Consider the following 14,278-nt stretch of genomic DNA (forward strand, 5'->3'; position numbering starts at 1 on the left):
GCCGGCCCGTCGTCGGGAGGACGTATGAGCGAGGTCAGCCGAGAGTATTACGGCAGTTACAGCGTGGACGACGAGGACCAGCTCCAGTCCTCCGACACGCTCGACGGGCGAGGAGTCTCCGACCTTCTCGACGAAGGCTACTCGCCACCGGAGAAGTGGTCGGCCGGTGAGGGCTTCGGTACGACGGCGACAGAGGCGTTGCTGGGCGAGACCTTCGAGCAGCGGCTTGCCCAGGAGGAGCCGGACATCGACCCGTACGCCGTCTCGTCGGAGGAGGTCGACGGCCCGGAGATCGGCCGGGACCGCGCCGGTCGTCTGGTAGCTCCGGACGAGGGGTCGCACTTCGATCTCGACGAAGAGCTCGTCGCGACCGACGTGGGGATCGACGCAGGCGCAGCGAGCGCCGAGGAAGCTGCGATCCACGTTGTGGACGACGATCCGCTGGAGCTCGACGATGTCAACTGAACAAGGCTTTCAGAAGGAGCGCACAGCGATGAGAACCCTGATGGAGGACGCCCAGCGCAATCTGACCGTGGTCGAGAACGGCGAGTCGCGAAGGTACGAGCTGCTCGTGGCGGGGACGACGGTAGGGACCCTCGACTTCCGCCTGCTCGGCCGACGGCGGGTCCTGGGGCATACCGAGATCACCGCCGATCATCGTGGCCGCGGTCTCGCGACGGCCCTGATCAAGGCGGTCCTCGACGACCTCATTGCCGAGGAAGTCCTGATCACGAACTACTGCCCCGCGGTTGAGCGGTTCCTCCAGGGGCATCCGGAGTACTTGGTGGTTCTCGATCCGACGCACCCACCGATCCAGCCCCGCTCCAAGTCCGGTCCAGGTGACCACCCTGCCCCACTGCAGCATTTGGTTCACGCCCAGCACTCCCGGCTCAGAGAGCTCGCCGCGCGTTCTGAAGAGCCGGGCATCGACAGGTTCGACCGACGTCGCATGGCGGACCAGTTCGCGGCCGTTGCCGCTCAGCACACCGCGGCTGTCGCCGATGTCCTGCTCACGGCTTCCAGGACGTCGTCGGGTGAAGACGCCGCTGGCCTGCTCGCCAATCTCAAGGAGTTCGAGCAGGCGCTGCGGGTCCTCAAGGGCCGGGCCTACGGTGACGCACGCTTTCTCGACCTCAGCGCGGCCGAGACTTGGCGGGAGGCCGAACGGCTGCTGGCTGAGCACGAGTCGTGTGAGACGAGGATCGTGTCCGACCTCGAGCGACTCCACGGTACCGACGGCGCCACGGAGCTGGCCCGGGCATTGGCGAAACGGCAGTGGAGCTCACCCACCAGACCGCACCCCAACTCGCCGCATGCCGGCGTCGCCGGACGGATAGCGCACCAGCTGTGGCGCATCGCCGACTCGACCTGGGACGAGCTGGAAGGGCGCGGGCTTCTCACGGAGCCGGTCGAGCACGCGAATCGTCATTCCGCCTTGTCCCATTACCTGTTCGGCACCCCCGACGAGGCCGGCTCCACGGCCGAACCCGACACACACCACACCCACCAGGATCCCGGGAACCAGTAAGGCCGAGCCCCGATCTGCACACACATAAGGGAATCCGGGCCAATCGGCCCGGCCGGGATCGAGGAGAACCTTATGAGTGGATACTTCGACGGCCGCAAGCTCATCGTCGTCGGTGGGAGCAGCGGCATGGGGCGACAGACCGCGGTGGACATCGTCGGGCAAGGAGGCAAGGCGGTCATCGTCGGGCGCCAGCAGGCGAAGGTCGACGAGACGGTCGCCGAGCTCGGCGAGAAGGGCGAGGCCTGGGGAATCACCGCCGACCTGGCAGATCGCAAGCAGGTGGAGGACGTCCAGGAGCAGCTCGCAGCCGACCATGCCGATGCGACGCTGCTGGTCAACGCGGCCGGATTCTTCATCCCCAGGGGGTTTCTCGACTACAGCCAGGAGAACTACGACGCGTACCTGGAGTTGAGCCGGGCGATGTTCTTCCTGACCCAGACCGTGGTGCGGGGCATGAAGGCAGGCAGCTCTGGTGGTGCGATCGTCAACATCGGCAGCATGTGGGCACATCAGGCGGTGGCGGCTACACCGGCGACCGGTTACTCGATGGCGAAGGCCGGCTTGCATGCCCTGACCCACAACCTGGCCATGGAACTGGCGGCCGACGGCATCCGCGTCAACGCTGTGGCTCCCGCAGTGGTCGCGACGCCGCTGTACGAGGGGTTCATCCCCGCCGACCAGCTCGAGGCTGCCGTGAAGGAGTTCGACGGCTTCCACCCGTTGGGGCGGGTCGGAACGGCCCAGGACATCGCCTCCTCGATCGTCTTCCTCCTGTCGCCGGAGGCCAGCTGGATCACCGGGGCGATTCTCAACGTCGACGGAGGCGTGATGGCCGGCCGCAACTGATGATGCCGAGCGCTGCGATGACGAGATTTCGGACCGTGTCTGCCGGCGGATTGGAGGTCTTCTACCGAGAAGCCGGTCAGCCTGGCGCACCGAAACTCCTGTTGCTGGGCGGATTCCCGTCCTCGTCCCACCAGTTCCGGAACCTGATGCCGGCGCTTGCCGACAGATTCCATCTCGTCTCGATCGACTACCCGGGCTTCGGGAACACCGAGATGCCGGACCCGGCCGAGTGGGACTACACCTTCGACCACCTCGCGGAGATCGTCGACGAGGCGTTGCTCGCCATCGACTTCACCGGACCGATGGGCCTGTACATGCAGGCGTACGGAGGTTCCATCGGGAACCGGTTGATCTCGCTTCATCCGGACTGGCTCAAGTGGCAGATCATCCAGAACGCCAACGTCTACGACGAGGGGTACACCGAGACCTGGGACAAGATCCGTCACGTCCTCTGGGCCGGCCGCAACACCGAGACCGAAGCACCGCTCCAGGCATTCCTCGAGCCGGAAGCAGTGAAGGCGATGTACCTGACCGGCCACGTCGATCCGGCGAAGATCAGCCCGGACAACTGGACCATGGATCTTCACTACCTGGCCCGGCCGAACGCGCATCGGGTGCAACTGGATCTCTTCTACGACGACCGGACGAACGCGGCCCGGGGCACCGCCTGGCAGGCTCGACTGCGCCGCGACCAGCCCAAAACGCTGATCCTCTGGGGCCAGGGAGACATCTTCTTCACTCCCGCCGGCGGAGAGGCCTATCTGCGCGATCTCCCGGACGCAAAGCTGGTGCGCCTCGATTCCGGGCACTTCGCGATAGAGGACTGCCTGCAGGAGATCGTTGCCGAGATCAACAGTTTCTACGACGAGACGGTCAAGTAGCTCGACCCGTATGTCTGCCCTTGGAAGGGGCAAGCCCGGCCCAGCTGCCTGTACCGGTCAGTCGAACTCGTGGCGTTGCTCGCGTCAGGGGTCACCGTGATTGTGGTATCCCGCTTGTTCCCAGAAGCCAGGCTCGTGGTTGCAGACATCCGCTGTGCATCTGGACCTCCTCGCGGCAGATCGGACATCGGTCCGCTGCCGTCACTACGCTGCTCATGCGACCTGCTGCTCCGCGAGGTAGCCGGCGTCGATCAGAGCGGTCCGCAGCTTACGGCGGGCGTCGAACATCATCTTGTAGATCGCGTTGTGGGTTGCGCCGAGCTGATCCGCGAGTACTTCGGTGGACATCCCGTTCAGCACCAGCGCGACGAAGACCATCCGTTGCTTCGCCGTCAGCTTCTCATCGACGGCGCGGTGTACGGCGTTCATCAGATCCCAGCTTTCGGCATGGGCCTCCGGCTCGACCCCCAGCCGTGCGGGCAGGCGCTCCCAGTCCTCGTCGTCGAACGCAACACCGGCCCGCTGCCAGAAGTGCCGGTTGATCTTGGCCGCCACGTCGAAGATCACGAACTTGTACGCCCAGGTGGTGAACTTACAATCCCCGCGGAACGTCTCGACCTTGCCACTGATTGCCAGTAAAGCGTCAGCCGCGGCCTGGTGGGCGACGTCGTCCAGCTCGGGGCCGACGAGGCGCATCCTGGCCGCCCGCCGCCCGACCTCCGCTCTCGCTGCTCGCAGCAGAATCTCGTACAAGCGTCTGCTGGCAAACTCGCGCCGATCCCCACCGCTGCTGAGGTCGCGAACCCAGGCGCGGTTTTCCTGAGCCACCTCCGGAGAGACGACCCGTACCTGCGACGACAACTCGGAACCTTCGCTCTTCATGGATCTCCGGCGATCACGCAACGCGGTGATCGATCTCGGGTCCGGCACGTGTGTGTCGAACGGCGAACAACAAGATGGACGATACCGTCCATTTGCTGCTGAGTCCACTCAGCGCCGGTGGCAGCACGCGACACCAAGAGCTTGTCGCGTCCTTCGCGACGATGCACGCGTCGATCCCTGACCAGAAAGTGATTCGGAATACATCGCCCTTGCGAAACTCATGACCTGTCAGCGCCGTCCGAGCCTGCTCGCGACGGGCGTGGCTGCTCTGAGAACTGGTCTACATAGTCCCGTTTCTGAGTACAGATTCATCCCGTGGACCGCACGGCGACAGCACGGGGCGCTCTGGCGTCGGCATCGTTCCCGGACAGGAACATCACCCGCCGCCCAGCGGCGGTCACAGGTCCCGAACCGACGCGGGCACGGCGCCGAAGGCCTCCGCGACAGCTACTCGTAGCGGCCTTCGAACGTCACGCCGTCATTACGACCGGTGAACCTGAGCCCGACGATCCGCGTGTCCTCGACCATCCAGCGAAGCGCGTAGCAGGCTCGATAGGACGGCGGCCAGAACGAGCAGAACAGCCCGTTGTCGTCGACGGACCACTCGCCCGCGCTGTCACCGCCTCGTTCGGAGTACGTCGTTCGCCCGTCGATCGTGAACACCTGGGTCGCGCCGTCGGCATAGACCAGCCGGCCGGCAGTCACCGCCTTCGGGATGTCGGCAGCAGCAACCGCGCTGCCGTCCGCGGCTCGGATTCCCTGCAATCTGTCATTCATCGCGTCCAGGCCTCTCATCCCTCGACTGGTGTCCGATTCATTGGTGGCCTCCGATCCAGCGCGACTTACGGCACGCCGTACCAAGGCAGTTGCACCAAGACAATTCTCGACCTGCGTGGTAAGACGGCGAGGTGGACGGCGGCTAACCCTTGTGAACCGTGCATGCCGTGCAGGCGAAGGCTGATACAGGGAGGTGCCCGATGAGGGCGATCGTGGTGGCGGATGAGGCTGCGGGAACGGCCGGGATGACGCTGGTGGAGCGTCCTGACCCGCCGGCGGCGATCAACGACGTGGTCGTTGAGGTTCATGCGTCCGGGTGGGTCCCGACCGAGCTGGAGTGGCCCTCGACCTGGGCCGATCGTGCCAACCGTGACCGGTCGCCGTCGGTTCCTGGACACGAGCTCGCCGGGGTCGTTGCCTCACTGGGTTATGGGACGACGGGATTGTCGGTGGGTCAGCGGGTCTTCGGCCTGGCCGATTGGCATCGTGACGGGTCGCTGGCGGAGTACGTGGCGATCGAGGCGCGCAACCTTGCGCCGCTGCCGGGTGACGTCGACTTCACTGTAGGTGCGAGCCTGCCGATCTCGGGCCTGACCGCCTGGCAGGGACTGTTCGATCACGGCCGCCTGCAGGCCGGGCAGAGCGTCCTCGCGCATGGCGCGGCGGGTGCGGTCGGGACGATGGTGACCCAGCTCGCGCGCGAGGCCGGGGCCTATGTGATCGGTACCGGGCGGGCCGCGGACCGCGACAAGGCGCTCGAGTTCGGTGCGCACGAGTTCGTCGACCTCGCGAACGATTCACTGAAGGACGTCGGCGGGATCGACCTGGTGTTCGACGTCATCGGCGGCGACGTCCAGGCGACCTCCGCAGCCCTGGTCAAGACCGGCGGAACGCTGGTGTCGGTCGTGGGTCCGGTCGAGGCGCGGCCCGCCGACGGCCTGGCGATCGACTTCGTCGTCGAGGCCGACCGCGCCCAACTGACCGAGATCGTCCAACGCGTACGCGACGGCCGGCTCCGGACAAACATCGGCACCACCGCATCCCTCGACGACGCCATCACCACCCTCAACCCAACCGAACGCATCAAGGGAAAGACCATCATCCGCGTTCGTCCGTAGCCTCCCGACGCCACCTGGCAATCACCCTCCAGGTGGCTGGTCACGTCCTGCGTCGTCAATCCAGGTTGGTCTATGCAGTACATCCCATGACGTTCGCTGACCATCAGAAGGATCGTGATGGTCTTCACCCGCGGAGTCTCGAACGTCGACCCGGTCACCCTCGCGGCCTGCCACGTCAGTCGCCGTTGTAGCGCTGCTCTTTCCACGGGTCTCCGTAGTTGTGATAGCCGAACATCTCCCAGAAGCCAGGCTGATCCGTGGGCCGCAGCTCCAATCCACGGATCCACTTCGCGCTCTTCCAGAAGTACAGATGCGGTACCAGGAGTCGCGCCGGCCCACCATGCTCCGGATCAAGCGGCCGCCCGTCGTACTCGTCGACGACCCAGGCCTTTCCGCCTCGCAGGTCCGCCAGCGGAATGTTGGTGGTGTAGCCGCCGTCGGAGAACGCCAGGGCGTACGCCGCCTGGGTCCCCGCCACCTCGAGCAGGGTGTCGAGCGACACGCCGGACCAGGTCATGTCCAGCTTGGTCCACTTCGTCACGCAGTGGATGTCGACGGTGAACTTCTCCCGGGGCAACGCCTGGAACTCCGCCCACGACCACGAGACCGGCTGGTCCACAGCTCCGCGGATCGTGAAGTCCCACGCGTCCGTCCGCGTGTACGGCGTCGGGCCGGCCGACAACACCGGAAAGTCTTGCGTGACGTACTGGCCGGGCGGCACCCGCGAAGAGTCGGCGACGCGCCTGCCATGGAACCCTCGGGTGACAGGCATCAGGCCTTCTCACCAAGCTGCACACGCAACAGCCATTGCTGCTTCTCCAACATCCCAACCACCCTGATCAGCACGTCCTGCGTCACCAGATCGGCAGCACCGATCGAGCCCAGCCGCGCACGGATCCGCTCAGCCACCGCCGCAACCCGCCGACCCAGCTCCCAGACGACCGCATGATCCGCCAGCGACCGCACCACGACAGGCTCAACACCCGACCCGCTCGCCACCGCCGGACTCTGTCCATCCGGGACGAACCCCAACGTCACCGCACGCTCAGCGACGACATCCGCAAGCTCACGCCACTCCCCGACCAACTCGTCGAGAAACAGATGCACACCACGCGCGGCCGCCCCAACCACACTCCAGTGCAGCTGCTTCCCGACCAGCGACAGCCCAATCAGCTCCTGCAACACCACCTGCAACTCCGCCCCAACCGCCACCCGCTCATTCGGATTGTCCAACGGCGGCAACTGCACCGAGTTAGCAACAGATTCCATACCCATACATCCCCGGTGTCACAACCACCTCCGGATCTTTCCTCCCCACCCGCACCAATCACGGTCCAACAACCCCGCGAACGCCCCGGCAGTCGGATGCGGCCAACAAAACTGCCGCCGCGAAGCGGTGTCCTTTGGACGGTGTCCGGCGTGGCGCGGCGGGGAGCCTGGTGGACTCCCCGCCGGTTCATGGGACCCGCCGCTGCGATCGACGGGGCGCGACATGCGCGCCGCCGGAGGCGGCCGGTAGGACAGCCGCCGCGGAGCGGTGTCCCTTTTAGTCTTTGATGCCTGACTGGGTTACGCCTTGGATCAGGTAGCGCTGGAGGAAGGCGAAGATGAGGACGAGCGGGAGGATGGAGACCGCGACCGCCATGAAGAGCTCGTGGATGTTGATCGTCTGGGCCGTGATGAACGTCGACATCGCGACCTGGATAGTCCACGAGGACGAGTCCTGGCCGATGACCAGGGGCCACAGGAACGAGTTCCAGTTGCCGATGAAGGTGATCGCCGCCAGTGCCGCGAAGAACGGCAACGAGTTCGGTACGACGATGCGCCAGAACACCCCGAAGTACCCGGCCCCGTCGACCCGCGCCGCCTCCTCCAACTCCCGTGGGAAGCCGAGGAAGTACTGCCGGAACAGGAACGCCGCGAATCCGCTGAACAGCGTCGGGATGATCAGCCCTCGCAGCGACGACACCCATCCGAGCGACGACACCACGATGAACGACGGAATGAACGTCACGGCACCGGGGATCATCAACGTCGCGACGATCGCATAGAAGATCTTGTCCGCGTGCCGATAGGGAATGCGGGCCAGCCCGTACCCCGCCATAGATGCCAACAGCAACTGCCCGGCCGTACCCAGGATCCCGACGACCGCGGAGTTGTACAGCGCCCGCGCCATCGGCACCTGGGTGTCGTCGAACAGTTCCTTGATGTTGCCCCACTGCAGATGCGACGGGAACAACGTCCACGAAGGCGCCGTGATGTCGGCCTCCGTGGACAGTGCGTTGCGCAGGATCAGGTAGAACGGCAGCAGGAACAGCACGACCGCGATGAACAGCGCGATCCACCGCAGGACCGTCCCGACCCGGCCCAGCGGACTCTGGGTGAAGCCGATCGGTTGCGGCGTTCCCGTCGTACGCTCGGAGACTGCCATCAGTCGCCCGCCTTTCCGAAGCCGAAGAGCCGGCTCTGCAGCAGCGTCACGATCATGATGATGACCGCCAGGATGAGCGCGCCGGCCGAGCCGTGCCCGAGGTCCTGGATCGAGCCGAGCGAGATGCCGTACAGGTAGACCAGCGGCGGCCGGGCGTAGTTCACGTTGCCGATCAGGTTGTAGAACTCGTCGAAGGCCTGGTACGCGGCGATCAGGTTCAGGATCAGTACGGCGACCGACGTCGACCGCAGCTGCGGCAACGTGATGTACCGGAACACCTGCCAGCCGGGCTTGGCCCCGTCGACGTACGCCGCCTCGTACAACGTCGGCGAGATCCGCTGGAGACCAGCGATGAACAGGATCATGTAGAACCCGAGCTGCAACCACAACCGCACGGTGACCAGCGGGAGCCAGTACCACGGCGGCGAGACCGTCGAGAGCCACGCGATGTTGTCGACCCCGAACCAGCCGAGCACGGTGTTCGCGAGGCCGAACCGGACACCGTTGAAGATCGACAGCCGCCAGATCAGCGACGCGACGACGTACGAGCACGCGGTCGGCAGGAAGAACACCGACCGGAAGAACGCCCGCGCGATCTTGACCTGGTTGACCAGCAACGCCAGCGCGAGCGAGAGCACGAACGTCAGCGGCACGATGAACACCGCGAAGATCGTGAACGTGCCCAGGCTGGACAAGAAGTTGTGGTCGGTGAGCATGTCGATGTAGTTGCGGAGCCCGACGAACTTGGACGGCGTCGCGGTGTTGTAGGCCTCGAAGAAGCTGAGGACCAGGCTCCAGATGATCGGCAGGTACGAGAAGATCAGCAGGCCGAGCACGAACGGCCCGACGAACACCCAGAACCACAGGGTGTTGCCCGCGATCCCCTTCCGCCGACGCCGTCCACCCCGCTGCTCACCAGTGACAGCGGGGTCCGCCCGGGTTTCGGCCGGTGCGCTCATCCGAACAACCGCGACAGTTCGGCGTTGACGGTCTTCTCGGCCTTGGCAATCTCGGCGGCTGGGTCGGCTCCCTTCTTGATGACGTTGGTCAGGACATCGGTGAGCGCCGTGCCCATCTTCGGCGTCCAGGCCGGGTTGTCGGTGAACCCGTAGTCCTGGGTCAGCTTCACGGTGTCGGCCGCGACGCCGCTCTGCAGTTTCGCGGCCTTGGCGGCGAGGCTCTTGCGCGGCGGGATGTGGAAGCCGTAGTTCAGCGACCAGTCCTCCTGGTCGTCCTCCTGGTCGATCCACAGCCACTTCACGAACTTCTTGGCCGCGTCGACGTTCGGGCTCTTCGCGGAGACGAACTGCGTCCAGCCGCCGGAGTACACAGCCGGCTTGTGCTGCGCGTCGAGCGCCGGGAACGGGATCACGCCGAGGTCGTCGCCGAATGCCTTCTTCATCCCGGGCACGGCCCACATGCCGATCCACTGCATCGCCACCAGGCCCTGGTTGATCGCGCTGGGGTCCGTCCAGTCCGTCGGCGACCCCAGCAGCACCGCCTTGCTCGCGTACAGCTCGTGCAGCTTGCCGAGCGCCTTGGCCTGGTCCGCGCCGGTGAAGCCGATCTTGTTGTCCTCGGTCAGCAGGGAGCCGCCGCCGGCGTGGATCGCCGGCCCGCCGAGCGCGTTGCCGCCGTCGTTGCCGACGAAGATGCCCTTGACCTTGTTGGTGGTGAGCTCCTTGGCCGCGGAGATCAGGTCGTCGATCGTCTCCGGCGGCTTGATGCCGGCCTTGTCCAGCAGGGACTTGCGGTAGTAGATGACCTGCGGGTCGACGATCATCCGGATGCCGTAGATCTTGCCGTCCACGGTGTTCGTGGCCAGGTCACCCGGCTGGAAGTCGTCCTTGACGTCGGCCATGATGTCGTCGAGCGCAACCACCTGGTTGCTCTTCACCATGCCGATGTTGAGCTGGCTCTCGAACACGTCCGGGCCCTTGTTGGACAACAGACCTGAGGACAGCTTGCTGGCGTAGTCACCCGGAGTCCACTGCACGCTGACGTTCGCGTCGGTGTACGCCTTGGCGTACTTCGTCGCCGCCTGCTGCGTGCCGGTTTCGCCGTACTGGTGGTACCACTGCGACAGGTTGACCTTCGCCCCGCCGCCACCGTCTCCTGAGGACGGCCGGCCGGTATTCCCGCCGCAGGCCGCGGTGAACGCGGCGAATGCGGCCAATCCACCGGTCCGCTTGAGTAGATCCCGCCGGGTCAGACCGGCGTTCGGAACATGAGCAGGCATGAATTCCACCTTCCCGAGAGGGAACGTCGCAGGGGTACGACGCACGGTTCCGAGTTACTTAACGTCGTTAAGCATCTCCGAGTTTGCGCACACGCTACTACAGGTCAATCGTTGTAGAAGTGCCAGCACAATGTCTCAAAAGCGCGCCCGGCGCAAGACCGGACGCGCTGTTCTTTGTTCGAATGTGTGGAGTTTGCTTGAGTTGGTATCGGCTCGTGATCAGCTGAAGATCTTGCCGGCCGCTGCGGTCCGCAGGAGCAGGGGCGGCGGGTCGAAGCGGTCGCCGTACGCCGTCGCGAGCTCGCGGGACCGCGCTGCGAAAGCGCTTGGCCCGTAGGCGTTGACGTACTGCAGCGCACCGCCGTACAGCGGCGGGAACCCGATGCCGAAGATCGAGCCGATGTTGGCATCCGGCACCGATCGTAGTACGCCCTCGTCCAGGCACTTCACAGTTTCGAGCGCCATCGCGAACAGCATCCGCTCCTGCAGATCGATCAGCGGTACGTCGATGTCACGCGCGAAATGCTCCCACAGTCCTGGCCACAAGCGCTTCGGCCCGTCCGCCGGGTAGTCGTAGAAGCCCGCGCCGGCCGCCTTGCCGCGCCGGTCGAACTCGTTCACGAGACGATCGGCAACCGCCATCCCGGGATGTTCGTCGAAAGCACCCGCGCTGTCGCCGGCCGCGCGAGCAGCGTCGCGGATCTTCTGCGGAAGCGTCAGCGTCACCTCGTCCAGCATCGCCAGCGGCGGCGCCGGGAAGCCGGCCTGGGTCGCGGCGCGCTCGATCAGCACCGGATCGACACCCTCCGCGACCATCGCGGCGCCTTCCATCACCAGCGTGCCGAACACCCGCGACGTGAAGAACCCGCGGCTGTCGTTGACCACGATCGGCGTCTTCCTGATCTGCCGTACGACGTCGTAGGCGCGGGCAATCGCCGCATCGGACGTCTTCTCCCCCACGATCAGCTCGACCAGCGGCATCCGGTCGACCGGCGAGAAGAAGTGCATGCCGATGAAGTCGTCCGGCCGGTCGATCCCGTCGGCGAGCGAGGTGATCGGCAGCGTCGACGTGTTCGAGCAGAGCAACGCGTCCGGCTCGACCACGCCGGCGATCTCCGCGAACACCTTCTGCTTCAACGACGTGTCCTCGAACACGGCCTCGATCACCAGATCGCAGCCGGCCAGGTCGTTCGGGTCCCCGGTCGGCGTGATCCGCCCCAGGAACTCCTCGACCTCGCCGGCCGACAGACGCCCCTTCGAGACCTGCTTCGCCAGCAGCTTCTCGGAGTACGCCTTGCCCTTCGCGGCGGCGTCCGAGGACACGTCCTTCAGCACGACCTCGATCCCCGCCTTCGCGCACACGTACGCGATCCCGGCGCCCATCATCCCCGCGCCGAGCACCCCGACCTTCCGGGCGCGGTACGACGGCACGTCGGCCGGCCGCGACCCGCCGGCGTTGATCGACTGCAGGTCGAAGAAGAACGCCTGGATCATGTTCTTCGCGATCTGGCCGGTGGCGACCGAGACGAAGTACCGGGACTCGATCCGGGACGCGGTCTCGAAATCGACCTGGCTGCCCTCGACCGCGGCGCTCATGATCGCCCGTGGCGCCGGGTACGGCGCACCCTTCAGCTGCTTGCGCAGGTTCGCCGGGAAGGCCGGCAGGAACGCGGCCAGCTTCGGCGAGGACGGCGTGCCGCCCGGGATCTTGTAGCCGTCCCGGTCCCACGGTTGCTTGGCGTCACCGTCGTACGCCGCGATCCACCGGCGCGCCGCGTCCAGCAGATCGTCGGCGGGGACGACCTCGTCGACGATCCCGACCGACAAGGCGTGCGCGGGCTTCATCCGCTGACCCTGCAGCAGCACCTTCATCAGCGCGTCCTGCAGACCGAGCATCCGGACCGTGCGGGTCACTCCCCCGCCGCCCGGCAGCAGCCCGAGTGTCACCTCGGGCACGCCGAGCTCGATCCGGTTGTTGTCGGCAACGATCCGGTGGTGGCAGGCGAGCGCGATCTCCAGTCCGCCGCCGAGCGCCGAACCGTTGATCGCCGCAACGACCGGAACACCCAACGTTTCCAGGGTCCTGAGCTGCCGCTTGACCTCCTCGATCGTGTCGAACACCTCGGCGGCGTCCGACGGCTGGATCTGGGACAGCATCTGCAGGTTGCCGCCGGCAAAGAACGTCGACTTCGCGCTCGTCACGACGACGCCCTTGATCAGCGCCTTCTCGGCGGTCAGGCGCTCGACGGCGCGACCCATCGCGACGACGTACGCGTCCTTCATGGTGTTGGCGGAGGCGGAAGGGTCGTTCAGCGTCAGCGTGACAACGCCCGCATCGTTGCTCCAGTCGATCATGCCGCAAGCCTCTCGATGATCGTCGCGACGCCCATACCGCCCCCGACGCACAGGGTCGCCAGTCCGTAGCGGAGCTCGCGCCGCTCCAGCTCGTCCAGCAGGGTTCCGATCAGCATCGCGCCGGTGGCACCCAGCGGGTGACCGAGGGCGATCGCGCCACCGTTCACGTTCACCTTCTCGTGCGGTACGCCGAGATCCTTCATGAAATGCATGACCGCGGCCGCGAACGCCTCGTTCATCTCGAACAGGTCGATGTCGCTCACGTCCAGCCCGGCGCGGGCCAGGGCCTTCCGGGCGGCCGGCGCCGGGCCGGTCAGCATGATGGTCGGATCCGCGCCACTGACGCCGACGGCGACCACCCGGCCGCGGGGCGCCTGACCGAGCGCCTCGCCGGCCTTCTCGTTGCCGATGGCAACCAGCGCGGCGCCGTCGACGATCCCGGACGAGTTGCCGGCGTGGTGCACGTGCTCGATCCGCTCGACGGTCAGGTACTTCTCCAGCGCGACGGAGTCGAACCCGCCGTGCTCCCCGATCGCCGCGAAGGACAGCGGCAGCCCGGCGAGCGTCTCGACCGAAGTACCCGGCCGGACCAGCTGGTCGTGGTCGAGGATCTGCAGGCCGTTGCGATCTGTCACCGGTACGACGGAGCGGCCGAAGTACCCGTTGGCCCAGGCCTTCGCGGCGCGCGCGTGCGACTCGGCGGCGTACGCGTCGACGTCGGTCCGTGAGAAGCCGTCGAGGGTCGCGATCAGGTCCGCGCTGATGCCCTGCGGGATGAAGCCGGTCTCGAGCGCGGTCTCGGGGTCCATCGCCCACGCGCCGCCGTCGGAGCCCATCTTCACCCGCGACATCGACTCGACCCCGCCGGCGAGGATGAAGTCCTCCCAGCCGGAACGCACCCGTTGCGCCGCCTGGTTGACCGCCTCGAGCCCGGACGCACAGAAGCGGTTCAGCTGCACGCCGCCGGTCGTCTCCGGGTAGCCGGCCATCAGTACGGCGGTGCGCGCGATGTCCATGCCCTGGTCGCCGATCGGCGTCACCACCCCGAGCACGACGTCGTCGATCGCGCTCGGATCCAGGTCGGGATGCCGTGTCCGCAGCTCCTGCAGCAAGCCGGTGATCAGCTGGATCGGCTTGACCTCGTGCAGCGCGCCGGTCGGTTTGCCCTTGCCGCGAGGCGTCCGGATCGCGTCGTACAGAAAGGCTTCACTGGTCATGGTC

General features: G+C 66.3%; 14 protein-coding genes. 5 read left to right on the forward strand and 9 right to left on the reverse strand.

From position 1 onward, the window contains the following. Positions 1-24 precede the first annotated feature (24 nt). The 4 genes from ACIA58_RS11030 to ACIA58_RS11045 all read left to right on the forward strand — a co-directional run bounded on the left by ACIA58_RS11030 (position 25) and on the right by ACIA58_RS11045 (position 3,255). Positions 25-465 carry a DUF5709 domain-containing protein gene (locus tag ACIA58_RS11030; protein WP_396403459.1) on the forward strand — a complete coding sequence of 147 codons (441 nt, stop codon included), beginning with the start codon at positions 25-27 and terminating at the stop codon, positions 463-465. Between the two features lie 28 nt (positions 466-493). Beyond that, the gene (locus ACIA58_RS11035; RefSeq protein WP_396403460.1) at positions 494-1,528 is read left to right on the forward strand and encodes a GNAT family N-acetyltransferase; all 1,035 of its coding nucleotides are present in this window, start codon (positions 494-496) and stop codon (positions 1,526-1,528) included. A 72-nt stretch (positions 1,529-1,600) separates the two neighbouring features. Continuing rightward, positions 1,601-2,374 (forward strand): SDR family NAD(P)-dependent oxidoreductase, encoded by a 774-nt coding sequence (locus ACIA58_RS11040; protein ID WP_396403461.1) that lies wholly within the window; start codon positions 1,601-1,603, stop codon positions 2,372-2,374. Between the two features lie 17 nt (positions 2,375-2,391). Next, positions 2,392-3,255 (forward strand): alpha/beta fold hydrolase, encoded by an 864-nt coding sequence (locus ACIA58_RS11045; RefSeq protein ID WP_396403462.1) that lies wholly within the window; start codon positions 2,392-2,394, stop codon positions 3,253-3,255. A 213-nt stretch (positions 3,256-3,468) separates the two neighbouring features. On the opposite strand, the gene ACIA58_RS11050 is transcribed toward ACIA58_RS11045, so the two are convergent. Together ACIA58_RS11050 and ACIA58_RS11055 are read right to left on the reverse strand one after the other, a co-directional pair. After that, complete coding sequence (locus ACIA58_RS11050) at positions 3,469-4,137, reverse strand: sigma-70 family RNA polymerase sigma factor (protein WP_396403463.1); 669 nt, start codon at positions 4,135-4,137, stop codon at positions 3,469-3,471. 447 nt (positions 4,138-4,584) lie between these two features. Then, positions 4,585-4,914, reverse strand: coding sequence for a hypothetical protein (locus ACIA58_RS11055; RefSeq protein ID WP_396403464.1), 330 nt, complete (start codon positions 4,912-4,914; stop codon positions 4,585-4,587). 200 nt (positions 4,915-5,114) lie between these two features. On the opposite strand from ACIA58_RS11055, the gene ACIA58_RS11060 reads away from it, so the two are divergent. Then, a complete protein-coding gene (locus ACIA58_RS11060; protein ID WP_396403465.1) occupies positions 5,115-6,032 on the forward strand; it encodes an NADP-dependent oxidoreductase in 918 nt (305 codons plus the stop codon). A 175-nt stretch (positions 6,033-6,207) separates the two neighbouring features. Here ACIA58_RS11060 and ACIA58_RS11065 read toward each other — a convergent pair whose 3' ends face one another. From ACIA58_RS11065 to ACIA58_RS11095, 7 genes are all read right to left on the reverse strand, one after another. Further along, on the reverse strand, positions 6,208-6,804 hold the full coding sequence (locus ACIA58_RS11065) for a sulfite oxidase-like oxidoreductase (protein ID WP_396403466.1): 597 nt from the start codon (positions 6,802-6,804) through the stop codon (positions 6,208-6,210). Then, positions 6,804-7,280, reverse strand: a complete 477-nt coding sequence (locus tag ACIA58_RS11070) for a Dps family protein (RefSeq protein ID WP_396403467.1) — start codon at positions 7,278-7,280, stop codon at positions 6,804-6,806. Before ACIA58_RS11070 ends, ACIA58_RS11065 begins: the two co-directional genes overlap by 1 nt. A 298-nt stretch (positions 7,281-7,578) precedes the next feature. Beyond that, complete coding sequence (locus ACIA58_RS11075; RefSeq protein ID WP_396403468.1) at positions 7,579-8,463, reverse strand: carbohydrate ABC transporter permease; 885 nt, start codon at positions 8,461-8,463, stop codon at positions 7,579-7,581. Next, positions 8,463-9,422, reverse strand: a complete 960-nt coding sequence (locus ACIA58_RS11080) for a carbohydrate ABC transporter permease (RefSeq protein WP_396403469.1) — start codon at positions 9,420-9,422, stop codon at positions 8,463-8,465. The genes ACIA58_RS11075 and ACIA58_RS11080 overlap by 1 nt, the downstream gene beginning before the upstream one ends. Beyond that, positions 9,419-10,702, reverse strand: a complete 1,284-nt coding sequence (locus tag ACIA58_RS11085) for an ABC transporter substrate-binding protein (RefSeq protein ID WP_396403470.1) — start codon at positions 10,700-10,702, stop codon at positions 9,419-9,421. Before ACIA58_RS11085 ends, ACIA58_RS11080 begins: the two co-directional genes overlap by 4 nt. Before the next feature lie 219 nt (positions 10,703-10,921). After that, positions 10,922-13,057, reverse strand: a complete 2,136-nt coding sequence (locus tag ACIA58_RS11090; RefSeq protein WP_396403471.1) for a 3-hydroxyacyl-CoA dehydrogenase NAD-binding domain-containing protein — start codon at positions 13,055-13,057, stop codon at positions 10,922-10,924. Continuing rightward, positions 13,054-14,274, reverse strand: coding sequence for an acetyl-CoA C-acetyltransferase (locus tag ACIA58_RS11095; protein ID WP_396403472.1), 1,221 nt, complete (start codon positions 14,272-14,274; stop codon positions 13,054-13,056). Before ACIA58_RS11095 ends, ACIA58_RS11090 begins: the two co-directional genes overlap by 4 nt. Positions 14,275-14,278: the final 4 nt, after the last annotated feature.

This window comes from Kribbella sp. NPDC051586 (genome assembly GCF_044453965.1).
Taxonomy (GTDB): Bacteria; Actinomycetota; Actinomycetes; order Propionibacteriales; family Kribbellaceae; genus Kribbella.

Bases quoted from the DNA above. Each gene is read 5' to 3' on its own strand.
- ACIA58_RS11040 (WP_396403461.1), top strand. From the start codon at position 1,601: ATGAGTGGATACTTCGACGGCCGCAAGCTCATCGTCGTCGGTGGGAGC.
- ACIA58_RS11030 (WP_396403459.1), top strand. From the start codon at position 25: ATGAGCGAGGTCAGCCGAGAGTATTACGGCAGTTACAGCGTGGACGAC.
- ACIA58_RS11055 (WP_396403464.1), bottom strand. From the start codon at position 4,914: ATGAATGACAGATTGCAGGGAATCCGAGCCGCGGACGGCAGCGCGGTT.
- ACIA58_RS11060 (WP_396403465.1), top strand. From the start codon at position 5,115: ATGAGGGCGATCGTGGTGGCGGATGAGGCTGCGGGAACGGCCGGGATG.
- ACIA58_RS11085 (WP_396403470.1), bottom strand. From the start codon at position 10,702: ATGCCTGCTCATGTTCCGAACGCCGGTCTGACCCGGCGGGATCTACTC.
- ACIA58_RS11080 (WP_396403469.1), bottom strand. From the start codon at position 9,422: ATGAGCGCACCGGCCGAAACCCGGGCGGACCCCGCTGTCACTGGTGAG.
- ACIA58_RS11095 (WP_396403472.1), bottom strand. From the start codon at position 14,274: ATGACCAGTGAAGCCTTTCTGTACGACGCGATCCGGACGCCTCGCGGC.
- ACIA58_RS11035 (WP_396403460.1), top strand. From the start codon at position 494: ATGAGAACCCTGATGGAGGACGCCCAGCGCAATCTGACCGTGGTCGAG.
- ACIA58_RS11045 (WP_396403462.1), top strand. From the start codon at position 2,392: ATGACGAGATTTCGGACCGTGTCTGCCGGCGGATTGGAGGTCTTCTAC.
- ACIA58_RS11075 (WP_396403468.1), bottom strand. From the start codon at position 8,463: ATGGCAGTCTCCGAGCGTACGACGGGAACGCCGCAACCGATCGGCTTC.
- ACIA58_RS11065 (WP_396403466.1), bottom strand. From the start codon at position 6,804: ATGCCTGTCACCCGAGGGTTCCATGGCAGGCGCGTCGCCGACTCTTCG.
- ACIA58_RS11090 (WP_396403471.1), bottom strand. From the start codon at position 13,057: ATGATCGACTGGAGCAACGATGCGGGCGTTGTCACGCTGACGCTGAAC.
- ACIA58_RS11050 (WP_396403463.1), bottom strand. From the start codon at position 4,137: ATGAAGAGCGAAGGTTCCGAGTTGTCGTCGCAGGTACGGGTCGTCTCT.